The sequence below is a fragment of the Micromonospora sp. NPDC005553 genome, assembly GCF_042871765.1.
GTDB lineage: Bacteria > Actinomycetota > Actinomycetes > Mycobacteriales > Micromonosporaceae > Micromonospora.
The window spans coordinates 911,358-931,726 of record NZ_JBIAJD010000002.1 but is presented as its reverse complement, the minus strand read 5'-3'; the positions used below and the strand labels follow the sequence as shown (position 1 = coordinate 931,726).

The 20,369-nt window shown below is 67.9% G+C and carries 16 protein-coding genes; 6 read left to right on the top strand and 10 right to left on the bottom strand.

From position 1 onward, the window contains the following. Positions 1–2,697 carry a replicative DNA helicase gene (locus ACFYPG_RS11680; protein ID WP_387351675.1) on the bottom strand — a complete coding sequence of 899 codons (2,697 nt, stop codon included), beginning with the start codon at positions 2,695–2,697 and terminating at the stop codon, positions 1–3. A gap of 381 nt (positions 2,698–3,078) precedes the next feature. Between ACFYPG_RS11680 and ACFYPG_RS11675 the strand changes: the two genes are divergently transcribed. Then, on the top strand, positions 3,079–4,623 hold the full coding sequence (locus ACFYPG_RS11675; RefSeq protein ID WP_387351674.1) for a hypothetical protein: 1,545 nt from the start codon (positions 3,079–3,081) through the stop codon (positions 4,621–4,623). Positions 4,624–4,739: 116 nt separating this feature from the next. Here the strand turns inward: ACFYPG_RS11675 and rplI are convergent, their stop codons facing one another. From rplI to rpsF, 4 genes are all read right to left on the bottom strand, one after another. Further along, positions 4,740–5,186: a 50S ribosomal protein L9 gene (gene rplI / locus ACFYPG_RS11670; RefSeq protein WP_387351672.1), complete on the bottom strand. Its 447-nt coding sequence runs from the start codon at positions 5,184–5,186 to the stop codon at positions 4,740–4,742. A 14-nt stretch (positions 5,187–5,200) separates the two neighbouring features. After that, positions 5,201–5,482, bottom strand: coding sequence for a 30S ribosomal protein S18 (gene rpsR / locus ACFYPG_RS11665; RefSeq protein ID WP_091249063.1), 282 nt, complete (start codon positions 5,480–5,482; stop codon positions 5,201–5,203). Beyond that, positions 5,482–6,018: a single-stranded DNA-binding protein gene (locus ACFYPG_RS11660; RefSeq protein ID WP_181518404.1), complete on the bottom strand. Its 537-nt coding sequence runs from the start codon at positions 6,016–6,018 to the stop codon at positions 5,482–5,484. Before ACFYPG_RS11660 ends, rpsR begins: the two co-directional genes overlap by 1 nt. An 81-nt stretch (positions 6,019–6,099) precedes the next feature. After that, positions 6,100–6,390, bottom strand: coding sequence for a 30S ribosomal protein S6 (gene rpsF / locus ACFYPG_RS11655; protein WP_036391391.1), 291 nt, complete (start codon positions 6,388–6,390; stop codon positions 6,100–6,102). Positions 6,391–7,018: 628 nt separating this feature from the next. On the opposite strand from rpsF, the gene ACFYPG_RS11650 reads away from it, so the two are divergent. The 3 genes from ACFYPG_RS11650 to ACFYPG_RS11640 all read left to right on the top strand — a co-directional run bounded on the left by ACFYPG_RS11650 (position 7,019) and on the right by ACFYPG_RS11640 (position 11,028). Beyond that, complete coding sequence (locus tag ACFYPG_RS11650) at positions 7,019–7,810, top strand: deoxyribonuclease IV (RefSeq protein WP_387351670.1); 792 nt, start codon at positions 7,019–7,021, stop codon at positions 7,808–7,810. After that, on the top strand, positions 7,807–9,996 hold the full coding sequence (locus tag ACFYPG_RS11645; protein ID WP_387351669.1) for a hypothetical protein: 2,190 nt from the start codon (positions 7,807–7,809) through the stop codon (positions 9,994–9,996). Before ACFYPG_RS11650 ends, ACFYPG_RS11645 begins: the two co-directional genes overlap by 4 nt. Positions 9,997–10,101: 105 nt before the next feature. Then, positions 10,102–11,028, top strand: a complete 927-nt coding sequence (locus tag ACFYPG_RS11640) for an AfsR/SARP family transcriptional regulator (RefSeq protein ID WP_355004528.1) — start codon at positions 10,102–10,104, stop codon at positions 11,026–11,028. Between the two features lie 33 nt (positions 11,029–11,061). Here the strand turns inward: ACFYPG_RS11640 and ACFYPG_RS11635 are convergent, their stop codons facing one another. The 3 genes from ACFYPG_RS11635 to ACFYPG_RS11625 are packed head-to-tail and all read right to left on the bottom strand — an operon-like array spanning position 11,062 to position 14,860. Then, positions 11,062–11,388: a hypothetical protein gene (locus ACFYPG_RS11635; protein ID WP_355004529.1), complete on the bottom strand. Its 327-nt coding sequence runs from the start codon at positions 11,386–11,388 to the stop codon at positions 11,062–11,064. Between the two features lie 47 nt (positions 11,389–11,435). After that, complete coding sequence (locus ACFYPG_RS11630; protein WP_355004530.1) at positions 11,436–12,461, bottom strand: hypothetical protein; 1,026 nt, start codon at positions 12,459–12,461, stop codon at positions 11,436–11,438. Between the two features lie 32 nt (positions 12,462–12,493). Then, positions 12,494–14,860, bottom strand: a complete 2,367-nt coding sequence (locus tag ACFYPG_RS11625; protein WP_387351667.1) for a glycoside hydrolase domain-containing protein — start codon at positions 14,858–14,860, stop codon at positions 12,494–12,496. 310 nt (positions 14,861–15,170) lie between these two features. On the opposite strand from ACFYPG_RS11625, the gene ACFYPG_RS11620 reads away from it, so the two are divergent. Continuing rightward, complete coding sequence (locus tag ACFYPG_RS11620) at positions 15,171–15,674, top strand: DUF2690 domain-containing protein (RefSeq protein ID WP_355004532.1); 504 nt, start codon at positions 15,171–15,173, stop codon at positions 15,672–15,674. A gap of 58 nt (positions 15,675–15,732) precedes the next feature. Here the strand turns inward: ACFYPG_RS11620 and ACFYPG_RS11615 are convergent, their stop codons facing one another. Next, a complete protein-coding gene (locus ACFYPG_RS11615; RefSeq protein WP_387351665.1) occupies positions 15,733–17,244 on the bottom strand; it encodes a glycosyltransferase family 87 protein in 1,512 nt (503 codons plus the stop codon). Between the two features lie 126 nt (positions 17,245–17,370). After that, positions 17,371–19,677: a transglycosylase domain-containing protein gene (locus tag ACFYPG_RS11610; protein ID WP_387351663.1), complete on the bottom strand. Its 2,307-nt coding sequence runs from the start codon at positions 19,675–19,677 to the stop codon at positions 17,371–17,373. Here ACFYPG_RS11610 and ACFYPG_RS11605 point away from each other — a divergent pair. Continuing rightward, positions 19,640–20,350 carry a hypothetical protein gene (locus ACFYPG_RS11605; RefSeq protein WP_387351661.1) on the top strand — a complete coding sequence of 237 codons (711 nt, stop codon included), beginning with the start codon at positions 19,640–19,642 and terminating at the stop codon, positions 20,348–20,350. The two genes, ACFYPG_RS11610 and ACFYPG_RS11605, sit on opposite strands and share 38 nt — an antisense overlap. Positions 20,351–20,369 lie beyond the last annotated feature (19 nt).

The window sequence follows — 20,369 nt, the reverse complement described above, 5'->3', positions numbered from 1 at the left end:
TCAGCCGATGGCCATGTCGACGAAGCGGGACAGGTGCAGCTGAGCCGCGACGGTCACCGTGTCGGTGGGCCCATTTCGATGTTTGGCAACAATAAAATCCGCCTCCCCGGCCCGCGGCGACTCCTTGTCGTAGTAGTCGTCGCGGTGCAGGAGGATGACGACGTCAGCATCCTGCTCGATCGAGTTGTGGGTGGAGATGCCGTTGGCGATGAAGTTGTGCTTCCCAAGCACAGTCGCGTCGAACACTTCCTGCTCACCCAGCGACTCGATGGACACGATCGAGTCCCAGAAGATGTCGTTGGTCGCGTGCAGGTCGAGGTCGGCCGCGTCGAGGACGGTGGCGATCGCCGCCAGCCGGGAGCGGCTGGGCGCATGCTTCCAGAGGGTGCTGCCGCAGAACTGGGTGCCGATGGCCTTCGCGAACTCACGGTGCGTCATGCCCTGCTCGACCAGAATTTCCTTGACTCTGGTCCACACCTCGCGCGGCACGGTGTCAACGTTGGTGTTGCTCTCCGTCGACTCCAGAGCAGCAAGCAGAGCAGCGCAGCCCTCCGAGCGTTGCCCGTAGACGCCAATCTCGCGCAGGAACCTCAACTGGTCGTCCCGACCGGAGATGTCGAGCGTGTACTGAGGCCGATGTCCTACGACTGGTACGGCCCGCAGTCGGGCTGTAATGCCGTACCTGAGGAGCAGTCGAGAGATGTCCTCAAGCATTCGACGGCTCGTGGACGCGAAATATACGCGCCCTCCGCGGCCTGTGCCGTTGACGGTCACCGAACCGTCCGTGGCCCAGAGATGCCGCAGGAAGCTGGTGATCTGTTCCTTGGGCAGGCTGAAGACAGCAGAAGGAAGGAACTTTTCGTGTGACCTCAACCCGAAGAGACCCAGCTCGTCCAGCCAAGACGCGATCGGGTTACGCCGACCGCGAGCCAGGCGATAAGGCGCCGGCAGGCGGAGGGTTGTCACCCTCGCAGCCGCATAGTCGTCGCGGACGGCGGCAATCCCGAAGTGCTTCGCTGCTTCCGCCACGGCCTGCAGGTTCAGCTCATCACAACTTGCGTACCGGATGGGTTGGTGCCGCACGAAGGACCCGTCGCCCAACAGGTGCGCCAACATGACCACCTCGGCGTCGGCCCACGGGCGGGTGACCATGGGAGGCGGTAGGTGTCGGGGCGTAGCAATGCGATCTCCGGGCGACAGCTCACCGAGCGGCAACCAGCCGGTGAACGCTAGGAATGGATGGTTCGCTGTTGCGTCGATCTGCTTGCCCGACGCGAGGGTCAGCCGGAACACTTCGCGAGTGCCGCTCGGGAAGACGTGGGTCATGGTGCGAGGCGTATAGCGAAGGCTCTCGTCCAACGCCCAGACCGGGATGCCCTTTGCGCCGCTGGACAACAGCTCACCGAGCGTGATCTCGGTATTGTCATCCGCTCGAACCACGCGGGTCTCCGCCGTGAGGCAGCCTGATTCACGCAGATCGGATAGCTGGGGTCGCTTGTCGGTGCGTTGCTCAGGGCCACGGTTCAGCTGACTGACCGCGATCACCGGGCACTCGACCTCCTTGGCCAACAGCTTCAAGCCACGGGACAGGTCGGCGACCTCCTGCTGGCGGCTCTCGGTGCGCTTCGGTGAGGTCATCAGCTGGAGATAGTCGACCACGATCATCTTGAGGTCGTGCCGCTGCTTGAGCCGTCGAGCCTTGGCCCGGATCTCCATCAGGTTCATGCTCGGCGTGTCGTCGACGAAGAGTGGAGCCTCGCTGATCTCGCCCATGCATCGGGCCAGCTTGGTCCAGTCGTCGTCGGAGAGTTGACCGCTGCGCAACACGTGCAGCGGCACCCGCGCCTCGGCGGAGAGCAGCCGCATGACGATCTCGACCTTGCTCATTTCCAGCGAGAAGATGGCTGCGGCCTGGTTGGCGCGAATAGCTGCATTTCGGGCAAAGTCCATACTTGCCGTAGATTTACCCAAACCAGGCCTGCCTGCAACGATGATCAACTGTCCGGCGTGCAGGCCGTTGAGCAGTCGATCCAGGTCGCTGAAGCCGGTCGGCACGCCGGTCATCATGCCGCCGGTCGCGCCCACCGCCTCGATCTCGTCCAGCGTCGGCTGCAACATGTCCGCGAGGATCGCGAAGTCCTCGCTGACCCGCCGTTCGGTGACGTCGTACACGGCCTGCTGGGCGAGGTCGACGACGTCGTCCACGTCGCGGCTGCCGCCGCTGGCGGTGCCGTAGCCGAGCTGCACGATCTTCGTGCCGGCCTCGACCAGTCGGCGTAGCACCGCCCGCTCGCTGACGATGCGGGCGTAGTACGCGGCGTTGGCGGCGGTGGGCACGCTGGCGATGAGTGTGTGCAGGTACGGCGCGCCACCGATGCGTACCAGATCCCCGGAGTCGGCGAGGGCCGCCGCGACCGTGATCGAGTCGGCCGGCTCACCCCGGCCGTAGATGTCGAGGATGATGTCGAAGATGGTGGCGTGCACCGGCCGGTAGAAGTCGTTGGTCTTGAGGATCTCGACGACATCGGCGATGGCGTCCTTGGAGAGCAGCATGCCGCCGAGGACGCACTGCTCGGCCGCAACGTCCTGGGGCGGGGTCTTGTCGAACTGGCCATCCCGCTGTGCGGGTGGCTGGCCTCCGCCGGAGCGTGGCTCTGCCCGCATGTCGTCGGTGACCGACACGGGTCCCCCCTCCACTGCGCCGGATCCAACCCCAGCTCTACTGCTGGGGTGCGACACTTCTCCTCCGACCGGGCCGGTCGATCGGGGGCCATCGCCGGCGGTCGAGGGCCAACCATACGGACCCCGAGGTCAGAGACTCAACAACGCCGGTGGACGAGCCTCGGGACAACCTGTGGATCCCGGTGGACAGCATGTGCGCAGCGTGTGCACAGCCTGTGGATAACCATTGGGGAATTCTCGACCATAAGTCGTTGAACTGCGAAGACATACTCCCCAGCCTGTGGAGGAGAATATTTCGGTCGGGCCTGTGACACGATCGTCCCGTACTATCTCCAGCGAACGGCTACACCTGGACAGCGGATTCCGCTTTCGGTTCAGAAGGGTCACACTCCGGCCGTGAATTACCGGGACTGGGGACGCGGCGATGGCAACCCGCGCGAGCGCCAGCCAACCGCCTCGTGGAGTGAGCGCGCGGCGTCCGTTCCGGTTGATCCGTACGACGAGGACGGGCGCTACCGCACCTCCAGCCGTCGACGTGCGTTGGAACGCGGCCAGGACGAGCCTGTCGACGCCTACCTGCCCCGGTGGGCGCTTGAGTCAGGGGTCCGGCACGCGGACGGCGCTGGTCGGCACGCGGCACCGGACGACGACGAGGACGAGCCCGAGCGGCCGATCTCCGGGGCGGGCCGACGGTCCGCCGAGTCGTCGGGTGGTCGGCGGCGGGGCAGCGAGCCGCGTCGACGGGAGCAGGCAGCGATCGGCCCGGCGCCAGACTCGGACCACACCCGGGAGTGGACGCTCGACCGTCCGCAGGACCAGGGTTATTCCGGCCGCCGACGGGCCGACGCCGGCGAGGACGAGCCAATCTCTGGTGCTGTCTCGGAACGGCGTCCCCGCCGCGCGCCGGTTGGCCGTCCGCAGGTGATCTGGTCGGGCGGGGAGCCGGAGTCTCCCCCGAGTGAGCAGGTCCCGGACCAGGAGCCGAGCCGTCCCACCCGGCGTAGCCGTCGTGCGGCGGAGGAGTCCTGGTCCCGTCCGGCGGCCGACCCGTGGGTCCGCAGTTCGGAGCAGGTGGCAGAGCCGGATCCGTCGTACCCGCCTGCTGTGGACCCGTGGGACGCCTCGGGCGTGCACGCGTGGCCACCGGCGGCCGGCGCGGACAGCGGGGACCTGAGCGGGCAGTGGTCGGCGGTGGAGAGTGTCGGCGGCTGGGAACGGTCGGACCGCACCGGCCAGTGGGAGCGGTCCGCGATCGAGGACGACCAGTGGGACCGTACGCTGGCGCCGCGCTCCGATCGCCCGGCGGCTGCCGAGGGGTGGCCGAGCCGGGAGGACGGGTTCTGGTCCGGCACCCGGTTGGCTGATGACGACCCGCGTTGGATGGACCCGACGACGTCGGCGCCCCGGTCTCCGGTGGTGGGATACACCGCCCCACGGCCGCGCAGCGCGCCTGCGCCTGCGCCGCGTCCGGGTACGCCCCGGCGTAGGGCGGACCGGCCGGCGGTGGGCACGGCGTCGGTACGTCGGCGGGTCGAGTCGGCGGCCACGGGTGCCTGGGCGCGGCGCCTGGAGGACGACCTGCTCGACCCGGATCCGGGTGGGTCCGTCCGGCCTCTGCTGTATACGGCGGCCTGTTACCTGGTGCCGGCGATGCTGATCTTCGTTTGGCTGTTGACGTTGGACAGCCAGGCACCGGCTGGTTGTGTGACCGACATCAGCGGGGGTGGGTGTGAGTCGGCCCGGTCCCGCGCGCTGGAGTCACTTCTGGCCGGTTCGCCGCGCTTCGGTCTGGCCCTGGTGAGCAGCCTGGTGGTGGCGGCGCTGCTGCGGCGGGTGGGTACGACCTGGCGCTCGGCGACCATCGCGGTGGCCGCCGCGGTGGTGGGCGGTGGCCTCTCCACGGTGTTGATCAGCGCGGTGACGGGCCAGCCCATCGGCTGACCTGTCGGCGGGTCGGGGCACGCCCGGCCGTGGCCCGGGTTGCCGGCTTGGATGACGTACGCACGAGAGCCCGCACCGATCGCTCGGTGCGGGCTCTCGTGGTGGTGTTGCGGACGTCAGCCCTGAACGACGTTCAGGTTGAACGACGCGGTCACCTCGGGGTGCAGCTTGATCTTCACGGGGTAGGTGCCGGTCGACTTGATGTGACCGGGCACCTCCAGCCGACGCCGGTCGAGGACCGGGCCGCTGGCCGTCTTGACGGCGTCGACGATCTCGGCCGGGGTGACCGAGCCGAAGAGTCGTCCGCCGTCGCCGGCGCGGACCTTCAGGTTGACCTTGAGACCCTCGAGCTGAGCCTTGACCTCGTTGGCGTGGTCGAGGTCGCGGATCTCGCGAGCCCCACGGGCCCGCTTGATAACCGTGACCTGCTTTTCCGCGCCCTTGGTCCAGACGATCGCGAAGCCCTGCGGCAGCAGGTAGTTACGGCCGAAGCCGTCCTTGACCTCGACGATGTCGCCTGGGGCACCGAGGCCGGACACTTCCTGAGTCAGGATGATCTTCATATCGGTGCCTCCTCTCAGCGGGCGGTGGCCGTGTACGGCAGGAGCGCCATCTCACGGGCGTTCTTGACCGCACGGGCGATCTGACGTTGCTGCTGCGAGGTCACGCCGGTCACCCGACGAGCGCGGATCTTGCCGCGATCGGAGATGAACTTGCGCAGCAGCGCGGTGTCCTTGTAATCGATGTAGGCGATCCCGTCCTTGTCGAGCGGGTTCACCTTCTTCTTGGGCTTGCGCAGTGCCGCAGCCTTGGCCGTTGCACGTGCTCCTGGTTTGCGATCGCGAGCGCTAGGCGCCATTAGAACGGTGGCTCCTCGTCAAAATTGGCGCCCGAACCGGCACGCGCGGGAGAGGGAGCGGCCGAAGCCCAGGGGTCGTCGAAGTTGCCTCCGCCGCCGCCCTGGTTGCCACCACCACCGCCGCCACCGAAGCCGCCGCCACCGCCGCCGGAGCGGGACATCTTCTGCACCTTTGCCGTGGCGTAGCGCAGCGACGGGCCGATCTCGTCGACCTCAAGCTCGATGACTGTGCGCTTCTCACCCTCGCGGGTCTCGTACGACCGCTGACGCAGCCGGCCCGACACGATCACCCGGGCGCCACGCTGCAGCGACTCGGCGACGTGCTCGGCGGCCTGCCGCCACACGGTGCATGCGAGGAACAGCGGCTCGCCGTCCTTCCATTCGTTCGACGCCTTGTCCATGAAACGGGGCGTCGAAGCGACTCGGAACTTGGCGACCGCAGCCCCGGAGGGGGTGAACCGCAACTCGGGGTCATCGGTCAGATTGCCGATGACCGTGATGGTGGTGTCTCCTGCCATGACCATCTCCTCGCGCACTCAGCGTCTCGTCGTACAGGCTCTCAGAGCCCTCCGACAGAGTCGCGGAGGCTGATCCGGACGAACCGGGGGTTGGAAGGCTTAGCGCATTTCCGGTCGGATGACCTTGGTGCGCAGCACGGACTCGTTGAGCCGGAGCTGACGGTCCAGCTCGGCCACCGCAGCAGGCGTGGCCTGCAGGTCGATGACGGCGTAGATGCCCTCGGCCTTTTTGTTGATCTCGTACGCGAGGCGCCGGCGGCCCCACACGTCGGTCTTCTCAACCGAGCCACCCGCGGTCCGAATCACGTTCAGGTACGTGTCGAGCGACGGTGCGACGGTGCGCTCCTCGAGGCTGGAGTCGAGGATGACCATCAGTTCATAGTGACGCAAGACGTGCTCACCTCCTGTGGGCTAAGCGGCCACGGTCCTTCCGTGGCAGGAGGTCTTGTGTCGCTGCCCGCACGCGCCGAGGGAACCCGGCCGGACGCGGACAACCTGACCAGGATACCCGGTCCCAACGATCATGCCCGGGGTGGTCGGGACCGGACCCGGACGAGCCGACGGGGGCCCACCGTCCGACCGTCAACCGGTCGGTGGTGAACCCCCGTCTACGAGGCCGCGGGGCGTCCGGTCCGCATTCCTTGGGTGGGACCTGGGGAGGAACGACCACACCGATGAGGTTGGACCGAAGACGCCCCGCGGAGCTTTATCGTGTTGTTATCTGACGATACAACAGCACTCATACCTTGTAGGGGGAAAAAGCACAATTTTCCGAGATCCGTCGTCGCTCGGTACCCGTTGTGCGATGGGTCGCCCCCGCTGCGCCGGGCCGCGCCACGGGGGTGACCTCGCTGTCGGCCGTCGACCGCCGGTCGCCGTGTGCGACGCTCGCGCCGCTGGCGGCACCGGGACGCTGGTCGCCGGTTCACACCCATCAACGATCGTCGGTCCCTCCGGTGACGCGACACCGCCCCGGCCGTCGCCTCGCCGGTCGGGGGCGCGACGTAGGCTCGCTCGCATGCGTATCGGAGCCCACGTCGACTCGACCGACCCGCTGGCGGAGGCGGCCGCCCGGTCCGCCGAGACCGTGCAGTTCTTCCTCGCCGACCCACAGGGTTGGAAGGCGCCCAAGCCTCGCGAAGACGCCGATCGGCTGCGCGCCGCCGAGGTCGACCTCTACGTGCACGCGCCGTACGTCATCAACGTGGCCACACTCAACAACCGCATCCGGATCCCGAGCCGAAAGCTGCTGCTCGGGCACGCCAACGCCGCCACCGCCATCGGCGCCAAGGGCCTGATCGTCCACGGTGGGCACGTCAACGCCGGCGACGACCTGGCCGTCGGCTTCGACAACTGGCGCAAGACCTTCGCGTACGCGGCGGACTCCGGCGGTTTCGGCGTACCGGTCCTGATCGAAAACACCGCCGGCGGTGACAACGCCTGCGCCCGACGGCTGGACGCGCTCGCCCGACTCTGGGACGCCATCGGTGACTACGAGGTCGGCTTCTGCCTGGACACCTGCCACGCGTACGCGGGCGGCGAGGAGCTGCTCGGCCTGGTCGACCGGGTCAAGGCGATCACCGGGCGGATCGACCTGGTGCACGCCAACAACTCAAAGGGCGCGTTCAACTCCGGCCAGGACCGACACGACAACCTGAGCGGCGGGACGATCGACCCGGAGCTGGTGGTTGCGGTGATCCGGGCGGCCGGCGCGCCGGTGGTCGTCGAGACACCGGGCGGCGTGACCGGCCAGGCCGCCGACATCGACTTTCTGCGTGAGCAGCTCGGAGCGGAGAGCCCGGCGGCATGACGAGCGGACAGCCCGGGACCGGCAACGCGCGGCCCACCCCCGCCGGCGCGGCCGGCGAGAGTCAACCCGCCACCACTGCCGCGGCCGGCACCCCCACCCAGCCGGCTCGCACCTCCGACAAGGCCCCCGCCGAAACCACCGCGGACCAGTCCCCGCCTGTCGGTGGCGACACGACCGCAGCCACCCCGAACGGCGACGCCGGGGCAGACCGCGCGACGAGTGGTGCCGCCAGCAAGGACACGGCCCGGCACGGCGACAAGCAGGGCAACGCGGCCAAGAAAGACGACGCGGCCAAGGACAGCAAACCGGCTAAGGACAGCGACCCGGCTAAGGACAGCGGCACGGCCAAGGACGCGAAGGCGGACGGCGCCGACGCTACGGACAAGGCCGACAGCGAGGCAAAGCCGGTCGGCCCGGAGCGTTGGGAGGCATTCGCCTCCGCACCGGAGCCACGGCCCTCCATCTTCACTCGGGCGGGCCGGGAGGTCGGGCGGTTCCTGATCCACGAGTGGACCCTGGCCGCCCTCGGCGCGTTGGCGCTTGCCGTGTTGATGACCTGGCCGACGCTGCGCTATCCGCGCTACACCCTTCCGCAGGACTACTGGGACCCGAGCCTGCAAGCCTGGCAGATGGCCTGGTCCGGGCACATCCTGCTGGCCGAGCCGGCGCGACTGTGGCAGTCCAACACGTTCTTCCCCGAGCTGTGGAGCTTCGCGTTCTCCGACACCCTGCTCGGGTACGCCCCGGCCGGGATGCTCGGCAGCGGTCCCGAGGACGCCGTGCTGCGCTACAACATCATGTTCGTGCTGGCGCACGCGCTCGCCACGCTCGGGGCGTACGCGCTGGCCCGACAGCTCGGGGCCGGCCGGATCGGCGCGGCCGTCGCGGGCGTGAGCTACACCTACGCGCCGTGGCTGCTGGCCCAGGCCGGGCACCTGCACGTGCTCTCCAACGGGGGCATTCCGCTGGCGCTGGCGATGTTGGCGCGCGGGCACGGGTGGTCGCTGCGACACGGCTACCGGCCGGAGCGCCGGCACGACGGTTGGGTCTACGCGGGTTGGCTGGTGGCGGCCTGGCAACTCAGCCTCGGCTTCGGCATCGGGCTGCCATTCGCGTACTTCCTGGCCGGTGCGGTGCTGGTCACCGCCGTCCTGTTCTTCGCGCGGCGGCTGCGCACCGGGCAGGCCGTTCCGTTCGGTCGCCGGTTGTTCGCCGCCGACGTGCTCGGCGGGGTGTTGTTCGCCGGCGTCGGCCTGCTGATGGCGTTCCCGTTCTTCAAGGTGACCGAGCTGCACCCGTACGCCGAGCGCACCATCGGCGACATCGGCCTCTTCTCGCCACCGGCGTCGGGCTTCGTGACAGCGCCCGGGGAGTCGCGGATCTGGGGTGGGCTGCACGAGGGTGCACGGGCAGCGCTGCCGTGGCACCCGGAGATGACCCTGCTGCCGGGCTTCGTGCTCTACGCGCTCGCCGCGGGCGGGTTGTTCTTCTCAGTCTGGCGGTTGCGGCACCGACTGCTGCTGCTCGCCGGGGTGCTGCTGACGATGGTCTTCGCGATGGGCACCCGTTTCTTCGACGGCACCTTCACCTACGTACCTCTTTTCGAGCACCTGCCGGGCTGGAGCGCGTTGCGTACCCCCGGGCGGTTGATGCTCTGGACCACGTTGTTGCTCGGCCTGCTCGCGGCGGGCGCGGTCACCGCGCTCACCGACCGGGTCCGCGAGTTGACCGCGCAGCGGATCCCGTCGTGGCCGGGGCCGTGGCTGCGGATGGCCACCCTGCTGCCGTTGCTGCTGGTCACCGTTGAGGGCCTGAACACCACCCCGCACCCGGTGGTGCCGACCCAACCGGCGGCGATGCGTTCGGCGGAGGGGCCGATGCTGGTGCTGCCCAGCAGTCAGAGCCTGGACCAGCACGTGATGCTCTGGTCGACCAGCGGGTTCCCCGACGTGGTCAACGGCGGTAGCGGCTTCACACCGCGCCAGCTCGACGACGTCCGTCGGGTGAGCCAGTCGTTCCCGGACCAGACCAGCGTCGAATACCTGCGCACGCTCGGTGTCCGCAGTGTGGTCCTGCTGCGCGGCCAGGTGGCTGGCACGCCGTGGGAAATCACCATCGACGCGCCGGTCGAGTCGCTCGGCATCAGCCGGCAGGAGGTCGGCGACGCCGTCGTCTACCGTCTCTGATCCGAAAGCATCAAACTACCCAAAGTACGCCCGACGCATTGAAGTCCCTTGACTTTACGTGGCCTTGGCTGACATAGTCGCTCAACTGCTCACCACGGGGGTGAAATGGTTAAGTACAGACTATTGGGGCCATTGACCATTCAAAGGGGCGATTCGTTCGTCCCAATTTCGAGTCCACGTCATCGGAAACTGCTCGCAGCGCTGCTGATCAGCGGATCCAATGCGGTTTCGGTGGAACGACTGATCGACGTCGTCTGGCCGAACGACCCACCGGCCACCGCCCGCCAGCAGGTGCAGAACTGTGTGGGTCGGATCAATTATCTGTTGGCAGAGTACGAGCACCCGCGAACGGTACGACGTCAGGGCTATCACTACGTACTCGAAGTAGAAGAGGACTCGGTCGACGAGCGCCTCTTCCGTACCGAGTACGACGCCGCTTCCCAGTTCGCGCGACGTGGTGACCTTGGTCGCGCGGCCGAACGGCTCCGGAAGGCGCTGACGCTCTGGCGCGGAGGCGCACTGGAGGATGTCGGCTCCGATCGCCTGGCCGGCGAGGCCGCCCGGCTGGAGGAGATGCGGGTGAGGGCCCTGGAGCAGTTGATTGACTGGGAGTTCGGCCAGGGTCGGCACGCGGAACTGATTCCCGACCTGAGCCTCTGGACCAAGTCCTACCCCTACAACGAACTCATGCATGCCCACCTGGCGCAGGCGTTGCACCAGGCGAGACGGACGGCTGACGGCCTCGGGGTGCTCGATCGGCTCCGCCAGCGGTTGAACAACGAATTGGGCCTCGAACCTGGCACCGCACTGCTCCGTCTGGAAAATCAGCTTCGGGGTTCGGACGAGGCGATAGAGCGCGGCAATCCGATGGCCCTTCCGACGCTTCAGGCGATCAGGGCCGCTCTCATCGATCTGTCCGAGGCGATGCAGTCCTTGGTGGCGGATCCTGGGTCGCAGCGTCCGAGCGCTTCCTCTCGCTCCGATGGCACCAGCAACGGCGGAACCGGCCACAGTGCAACCGTGAGTTCGTGAGCGAAGGGGCCTGGATCCGTCCAGGCCCCTGACTCACATCGCCTGCCGTTCTGAATCGTCACCGCGAAGCAGTCTGCGGACCCCGGAAAGAATCGCCAGCCCGACCACTGCCATTAGGCCGAAAAGCCCGTTCAGCCACCAGTCAACCATGGCCGCGGAGAAGCACAGGGCCCGTGGGGAGCACTCGCCGTCGTTGAGATCCAGGTGGCCTGCGATGATTCCGGCGGGCAGGCAGAGCAGGGCGGCACCGGCGGCCAGGCCGAAGAACCACATCGACACCCGACGGGCGATGGTCAGCACCAGCCAGGTCGCGACGATCAGGACGGGCAATATCAGGTCTGCGCTGCGCGTAACGCTCACGTCTGTGCCAGCCTCCCGTCATGGCCCTCCACCCGTCCCCCACGGCGTCACTCCCAGACCGCGTCCGAGCGTGACAACGACTCCCGTCCGGTACGGCGCTGCGTCGTCGCGCCCGTGGTCGAGAGCACCTCGATCACCGGATACTTGATCGTGCTCAACGGGCCAACCGGTGTCAACGTGGACACCCGGAGCGAGACGTCCAGGACGTCGTCCGGGCCCAACCGCAGGGCCGCCGCCCAGGTGGCCTGATACAGCAGAGGACGGCGGGTCGTCGACACGGGGCGTACGGCACCGGCACGGCTCTGGCCGTTGAACCGCGCTGAAGCGACCTGGATGTCACCCACCACCTGAGGGTCGACCGCGATGCCGAAGAGCAACGATGAGGGCGACTTCCCCGGCCCGGCACCACGGAGGGTGACCTGGAGGGGGTAGTCGTATCGGAATCGACCGCCATCCCCCCAGGTCTTACGGGCCCAGGTGCCTGACAATTCGACTCCCCACGCTGCGGCTGGGCCACCGAAGGACGACGGGCGTCTCGGCTGGAGGCTACGGCGCGAGCGACCGCCCCTCGCGCTGCGCATTTCCGCGCTGGCGTCGGCGGGGGTGCGGACCATGTCCCGCGGGTACAACAGCGGATGCGCGGTGCCCACGACCACCAGCAGGTCACCCGCCGACGGTACGGTCTCGGTCAGTTCGACAGTGCATGAACGCAGACCTGTCGCGGGGTCGGTCGTCGTGGTGGTGCCAGCGGCCACACCTCGCCCGTTCAACGTGACGATCGCCGGTTGGGCAGGGGCGTAGAGGCGCGGGTCGAACGTCACACTGATCCGGCTACCCGCTGGCAGTGGCGTCGAGCGGATCACCTTGACCGCCAGTTGGCGGGGGCACACGGCGGGGGCGGCGCCGGTCCCGGAGAGGACGGACACCGGCTGGTCACCGACCGGCTCCAGGATCGGTGTCGGGTCGGCGGCCGAGGCCGGGGATGACGACATCCCGAGTTCGACGACGCCCACACCGAGCGATACTCCGGCGACGGTCAGCGCCTGCCGCCGGGATAGTTGAGGCATGGTCACCAGGGTCTCCTTAACCAGCGGTGGACGGGGCATCAGCTGACACCGGCGTACTGCTTGATGACGTCGACGAACGCTTTTGCGGTGCCCCGGCGGGCCTCCTCGGGGACCAGGGTCGGGTGCAGATAGTTGTCACTGAACTGCTCGAACCAGAACGCGTCCCGGATCGGCCCGGTGCTGGTGTCGACGATCAGCCCGAACATGCTCATGCACGCCGCCTCGGCGGTGCTGGCCGAACTGTTGAACCGACGGGAGTAGTAGGTGGTGAAGCGGGCCACTGCGGCTGCGGGGGTGGCATACCAGTTGAAAAACAGGGAGGACAGCGGCAGCGAGGGGTTCGCTCGGCTCTGTTGCCCGATCACGAGGGCGTCGACGTCCGCGAAGAGATCACCGAGGGTCAGGAAGGAGTTGTCCGCCCGCGTCGCGATGCGGCTCATCGCGAAGGAGTACGCCTGTGCGGCCGGCAGCCCACTCTGAGTCCACTGGCCGAGCACGCTGAGAACGTCGCCGCCCCATGAGCCGAAGTCGGCGAGGTTCACCTTGGTACGGTCCGACTCCAGGTCGTGGTTGAGGATCGCTCCGAACGACGCTCCGAAATGGTCGATGTCCAGATCCCACAGGTGCTTCGGGTCGCGCAGCGGACGGTCGTCCGGACGCCCTGGGTAACTCCGGACGAAATCGATGAACCCGCTGTCCAGCTCGCCGAAGACGGTGTTGGACCCCGTGAAGGCGTACTGGTTGGACCGCATACGTAGGAACTGAGCAACCAGTTCGGGTGCCGAGCGGGCGGTGTGGCCGTGATCCTCGCGCCACTGCTTGGCCCGCGCCTCCAGCCAGATCAACATCGTGTAGAAGCCATCATTCGGATCGCTGGGACGGGTGACGCTGTCCACGCCGAGGTCACGACCGGAGACAATATTGTTGTCGATCTCCACCGCTCCGGCGGTGCCTGCACCCAGCACGAAGTTGCTGATCTGGTCGAACGCCCAGTTCGCCGGCAGCGGATAGCCCAGGTTTCCGCTGTAGCCGGTGGACATCCCGCTGACGAAACTGCGGCTGGTCAGACCCTCGGCCTCAAGCCGGAGGCAGGTGTTGCGGCATCCGTAGGCGCCGACGGCGAACTGGTTGCCGTCGGCATTGAAGGCGTCGCGCACTCCCTTGAAGTGGGGGATCACGGCGCTGGTGATCTCTTCGTCGAGCGCATCGAAGTCGATGGAGAAGTAGATGACGGTGCCGTATGGGATGCCGAATCGCCGGGCAGCCGTGCAGGCGGCGGTTCCGGCTTCGAAACCCTGGACGTAGTCGAAATACTGGACGGCGTCCCCCCATTCCTGGTAGAGGGGGAAGATGGAGAGTCCATTGGCGAAGATCAGGGCGATCTCGGAATGTGTGAGCACCTTGTTCGTGCCCCCGGTGAGGTACCGGCCGGCATATTTGTAGCCCGCATTCTTCACGGTCTGGATCGTGGTGCTGTTCAACGGATACATACAGTCGATGGCGGTGCCTCTACGTTCGGGATCGCCGGTCGACACCAACAGCGACATCCAGGTCTGGTAGTCGCCCTTCCCTGTCTCGGGAAGCATGCAGAACCGTTGGAAGACACCAACGATGCGAGCAAGTTCGTCATTGAAGCTTCCGCCCCCGTCACCCCAGCGGTTGCCGTACCGGTTGAACGCCATGCCGCACTGGAAGAGCCTCACCCAGCCAGTCGGTCCACTGTCCCGGGAACCGCTCTGCACCAGCGCCTGGCTCCGCAGTCCGTTGCGGGTCCCTGGGCCGATGTAACCGGTGACCTCGCTGTCGCTCATGCCCAACTGGTACTGAATGGCCAGCACGAGGGCCTGCTGCACGTTGCGCGAGAAGTGCCCGTCGCAGGGGCCGACGAAGAACTGCCCGCGCCCGATGTAGGCACCGTTGAGCCATCGCTGACACTCCTGGATAGCAGTGCTTCCGTTGTTGACCAGGACATAGGCATCCATGGTCAGCAACGCCTTGAACACCTTCGGCTCCACGCCGTTGAGCATCAACGGTAGTTGCGGCACTGGAAGACCCATGTCACGGACCACAGCAGCGAGCCCGGACTGGGTGTCGAGCGCGAAGGTGCCGTCGATCTGGCCGCCGCTGTACCCCTTGCAGTAGAGGGCGGCCTCGGCGATGGTCCGCATGTTCATGTTTCCGGAGTTCTGGCCCACGGTGCCGTATGCGATCAGTCGGGACAGTGTCGTCGGGCCGAAACTGTCCGACAGCGCGGCGATGCCGAGCTCATGTTGCAGCGCCCTGGTCAGCGAGTAGATGGTCTGCCATCCGGTCCGGCCGTTCTCGGTGCACTTGTTGTAACCCGGCACGGCGGCATAGGTGGCGTTCACCCATCGCTGCGCCTTGAGCACCATCTCGTCGGTCATCCAGGACCCCCTGGCTCTGCTCGGGCCCCTCGACGCGAGGACCACTCCGGCTGATTGCGGACGGCCGGAGGATCCAGCAACCGGACATCAGGGCTCCACCGTCGGCCCACCGTGCACTCATCCGCCCGTCCATGGGGCTTCGGGCCGCCATGTTGGGCAGCGCACGCGCACCCGGCGTCATCGTGAACCGCGATCGACCACCGGCGGCGTGGCGACATGATGCGCGTTTGATGGCCTCACTGCCTACCGTCACTGGCTCAGCCGGTTCACGCCGACCCCTCGGTCGGTCGACCGTTCGACAAGGAGACAGATGACGAACACAGAGGTGTCTCAGCCAGGCCGCCGCCCGTGGCAATCCCGACTCCTGCTGGTGCTGGCCATGGGCATCGCGATGATCATCGGTTTCCAGGCCCCGGCGATGGCCGCCACGTCAGGGTGTGGCTCGGTCTGCGACGGCAAGGACCCCGACACCTACTTCGCGACGGTCGACGGGAAGGTCATGAGGTGCAACTACATCGACGTCATCACCCCGTACCGTGCGACGAACGTGGAGTTGCGGTACAGCCCCTTCTGCCGTACGGCATGGGCGCGACAGACCGACAGCTTCGGCTGGCTCTCTGGTGTCCTGGTCCAGAGCTACAACTCGAACGGGACGCTGCGTCGGACCGTTGACGACAAGTCCACCTCGGGCACCTGGTCGGCCATGGTCAACGACAAGGGCTTGACGGCGCGGGCTTGCTTCTACCAGTACGACACCGAGTGGGACTACGAGGCCGGCAACCGCCGCATCCTCTACTGCACGGCACGCTACTGACACTGAGACGGCAACACCATCGGTGGCCGGAGCGTCGCGCTCCGGCCACCGATAGTGTCTACCGCGTCCGGCCCAGAGCCGTCGCCGCTTCGACTGGCGCAGCTTGTCGAAGTCGCCAGCGGTCTGTCCAGGGGGCGTCCGGGGCGCCGTCGAGAACGCCGCCGTCCGGGTCGTCCGGGTAGGTGGCCCGCACCGCGTCCTGCTCAGGGTGCAGGATCTCCCTGACGACGAACACGCAGAGCACCACCACAGTGGCCAGCCGCAACGTCGAGGCCAGCACGAACACCCCCTCCGGGAAGACGGGCTTGCTGGTGGCCGCACCGAGCAGTTCCCCGTAGAAGGCGACGAAGTAGCAGACCTCGGCGATCTGCCAGGCCAGGAACGCGCCCCACTTCGGCCGGGCGAGCACCACCAGCGGGAGCAGCCAGAGCACGAACTGCTGCGACCAGACCTTGCTGAAGATCAGGAACGCGGCGACCACCAGGAAGGCGAGCTGACCCAGCCGGGGCCGGCGCGGTGCCCGCAGCGCCAGCACGGCGATGCCGAGGCAGGCCAGGCCGAACAGCGCGTACGAGAGGGTGTTGAGAGTCGGGATGTTGGCGTTGAGCCACTCGAACGGGCCGAGATTGGCGGGGTCGTTGCCGACCTTGCCGTCCAGGTAGCGCCCGATGTACCAGAGCGTGCCCCAGTCGATGGGCCGGGTGGTGTTCAGCTCGAAGAACCGGTCCCAGTTCTCCGGGTACGCGCGGGCGGCCGGCAGGTTCACCAGGACCACCGCCGCGACAGCCGTCCCGATGGCGATCAGCGCGGCCCGAACCCGGTCCGCCCGTAGCGCCAGGATGAGGATCGGCCCGAGCAGGAACAGCGGCCAGAGCTTCGCCGCGCCGGCCAACCCGAGCAGCACGCCGGCCACTGCCGGTCGTTTTCGGGCCCAGGCCAGCAGGCCGAAGGCTGCCAGCCCGATGGCGAGCAGGTCCCAGTTGACGGTGGCGGTGAGCACCAGAGCCGGGGCGAGTGCGAACATCGCCGCATCCCAGGGTCGTCGTCGGCGCAACGACAGGATCACCGCCACCGTGGCCACCGCGAGCGCGCCCAGCACCAGCGCGTTGAGGTTGTAGAACCACTGGCCCTGGTTGATGCTCGGGTCGCCGTCACCGATGGCGTGCACCGGCAGACCCAGCGCCCCCATGAAGTAGCCGGTCAGCACCGGGTACTCGACCGGGTGGTCGCGGTAGGGCACCTTGCCCTCGTTGAGCCCTTCGGCGTAGTAGAGGGCGAGGACGTCGGTGTAGCAGAACCGGGTGTACTGGACGTTGTCCTGCCAGGCGCCGTTCTGGCAGGGCGATTTCTGCACCCAGTGCAGCGCGAACGTGAGGCACACCAGCGCCAGCACGATCCGCGCGGCCGTCCAGAAGCGATGCTCCCGACCGGCCGGCCGGTTCAGCGTTGTCGCGTGGTCGCCGAGCGGCCCGCCGATGACGCTGGAGATGCCGCGGACGAACCCGTCGGAGCGGGACGGGTGATCGGTGGTTCCGGCGTCGTCGATGCCGGGCGTCGACTGGGTGCTCATGAAGAGGCATCCTGCCGTACGAGAGGGGTGCCCGTCCCGTCCCGGCGTGGAGTTCCGGGTACGAAAACGCCGCCGCCGGCCGGGACGTGTCGTCCGGCCGGCGGCGGCGTCGTGTGCTGGTGCGGGTCAGTCCCGGTTGGGTGGCAGGCTGGGCAACAGCCCGCCGCCACCACCACCTGTGCCGCCGCCCGGATTGCCGCCAGGGTTTCCGCCGGGGTTGCCACCAGGGTTTCCGCCGGGGTTGCCACCAGGGTTTCCGCCGCCGGGGTTGTTGCCGCCGGGGTTGCAGAGGATGTCGATCAGCGGGTTACAGGGTTGTCCCTGGCCGGGCTGACCCCCCGGGTTCGGCGGGGGCGGCGGGGGCGGCGGCGCTTCGCCGTTTCCGGAGTCCTTGTCGCCGATGTTCGCCGCCGGCGGGAAGTCCACCTTCGGTTTGCCCTTCAACGCCTCGTTCATGAACCGCTCCCAGATGTCGCCCGGGAGGTTGCCACCACTGACCTTGCGCTTGTCCTTGAGGATAAGCGGCTTCCGGTTCCCCACGTTGCCCACCCACACCGCGGTGGCCAGCTGCGGCGTGTAACCGATCATCCAGGCGTCGCCGTTGTCCTCGCTGCCACCCTTGAGTTCCCAGGTGCCGGTCTTGGAGGCCGCCTTGCGACCGTCATCGAGCCGGTGGTTGACGGCGGCCGGGTAGTCCTTCAGCACGGACGTCACGTCGTCCACGACGCTCCTCTCGATTCTCCGCTTCGAGTCGAGCTTCTCGCTGTAGACCTTGTCCCACTTACCTGTGTTCGGGTTCTGCTTCTCCACCGAGTAGAGGAAGTGCGCCTTGTTGTAGACGCCCCCGTTGGCGAAGGTGGCAACGCCGTTGGCGTGGTCCAGCACCGTGATCGGATACTGGCCGTAGCCGACCACATTGAAGAACGGCTCCGGCGTGATGTCCTTCGGGTTGCTCTTCGTCAGGTCGTAGGCCTTGGCCGGGTTGGTGTCGGTGCGCCACATGGTGGTGACGCCGGCCTGCTTGGCCATGTCCACGACCTTGTCCGCGCCGATGTCCTCGGTGACGTAGTAGAACGGCACGTTCAGGGACTTGAGCGTGGACACCCGCAGTGTGCAGGAGTTGCCGCAGTCCGGGTTGTCGTCGCCCGCGTTGCTGACCTTGAACTCGGTGCCCTCCGGCTTGAAGGCCTTGCCCTTCCAGCGAGACTCGAGCGCCTTCTTCTCCTTGAGCGCGGCCGCCAGAGTGTAGATCTTGAAGCTTGAACCGGGTGAGTGACCGCCGCTGATCGCCCCGGTGGAGTCGGTGTTCTTACCGGCGTAGTCGGTGCCGGTGCCGTTGTCACCGCCGTAGTACGCGACCACCCGACCATTTGTGGGATCGATCGACACCACCGCGGCCATGATGTTGCTTGGCTGACCGGCCACCTCGGAGCCCTTGGACTTGCGCTGGGCCGTCGCGACCGCCGCCGCCTGCATCTTGGTGTCCATTGTGGTGCGGATCCGGTAACCGCCGGACATCAGCGCCTGGGAGCACGACGGCTTGGTATCCGTCACCTCCGTGTCCTTCTCGACACAGATGCCCCTGTCCCGCATCTCCTGCCGGACGTAGTTGATGACGTTGCCGTACGGGGTGTCGACGCCGAAGTCGACGCCGATGCCGCCCTTCTTCGGGGCCTTGATGGCTTTCAGCGGGTACTCGGCAGGACGCGGCTCCATGCCGGGCACACCCAGCCAGCCCTCCTTGACCATGCCGTCGATCACGTAGTTCCAGCGATCCTGTGCGGCGGTCGGGTTGATGGCCGGGTCGTACCCCTGGTGGGTGGAGCTGGGTTCCGGTTGCTTGATCAGAGCCGCGAGGACGGCACCCTCGGCCGGGTTGAGCTTGCCCACCGGCTTGCCGAAGTAGGTCTGCGCAGCGGCCTCGATGCCGTAGGCGCCCCGGCCGAAGTAGATCACGTTGAGGTAGTGCTGCATGATCTGCGGCTTCGTGTACTCGTCGTTGAGCTTGGAGGCGAAGATCGCCTCCTTCACCTTCCGGGCGTACGTGTCGTCCTTCAGGTTGTCGTAGGCGTTGCGCGCGTACTGCTGGGTGATGGTGGAGGCACCCTGCTTGTCGCCGCCGGAGAGGTTGTTCCAGCCGGCCCGGGCGATGCCCTTGTAGTCCACACCCGAGTGTCGGTAGAAGTTCCGGTCCTCGGCGGCGGCCACCGCCTTCTGCACGTGGTCCGGGATCTGGTCGATGGTGACCAGGGTCCGGTTCTGATCGCCCACCTTCGCGATGATCGTCTTGTTGTCGAAGGCGTACAGCGTGGTCGCCTGCGGCGGAGTGATCTCGTCCGGAAGCACCACGTTCGTCGAGTAGTAGGTGAACCCGACCACGCCGATGCCGGCGAGCATGACGAAGACGGCGAACCCGGCGATCAGCAGGTTCATCCGCTTGCGCTTCTTCGCCCGCGCCGCGGCGCCCGAGTCGCCCGGACCACGGCCGCCCCGACCGGGACCACCCGGGCCGCCCGGCCCACCGGGACCCCCAGGGCCGCCCGGCCCACCGGAGACCGGTGAGACGCTCGCGCGCGCGACCGCCGCACGGCCACCGACCGACGCGGACCCGACGCTGGCCCGGCCCGCCGAGGCGGTGCCGACCGAGGCCGCACCGACGGAGGCGGCACCGACCGCGGCCCGACCTGCGGGCGCGCCCGGCGCCGGGGAGACGGGCACCGAGGCCCGACCGGCGCCGGCGCGGCCAGCTGCCGCACCCGGTGCCGGCGACACCGGCACCGAGGCCCGACCGGCCCGGCCGGTCGCTGCCGAACCCACCGACGCGGACCCGGCGGCCGCGCTGCCACGCGGCGGCACCGAGGCGGAGCCACCGACCGTGGCGCGGCCACCGGCAGCCCGGGGCGTCACCGAGGCGCGGCCCGGGGTTGCCGCGCCGGAGTCACCGCCGGGCCGGCGGTACGCGTCGTCCGCGCCCGGTCCGGGGTCACCGTCCGGACCCGAGTACTGGGCCCGCCCGCGCGCAGAACTGGGATCACCGTACGAGTTCATTCCTCACACCCTGCCGGTCGCGGTGGGGCGCGGCTGCGCCGCCACCGGGTTGCCGTGAGTTGCTTCACCCGGGACGC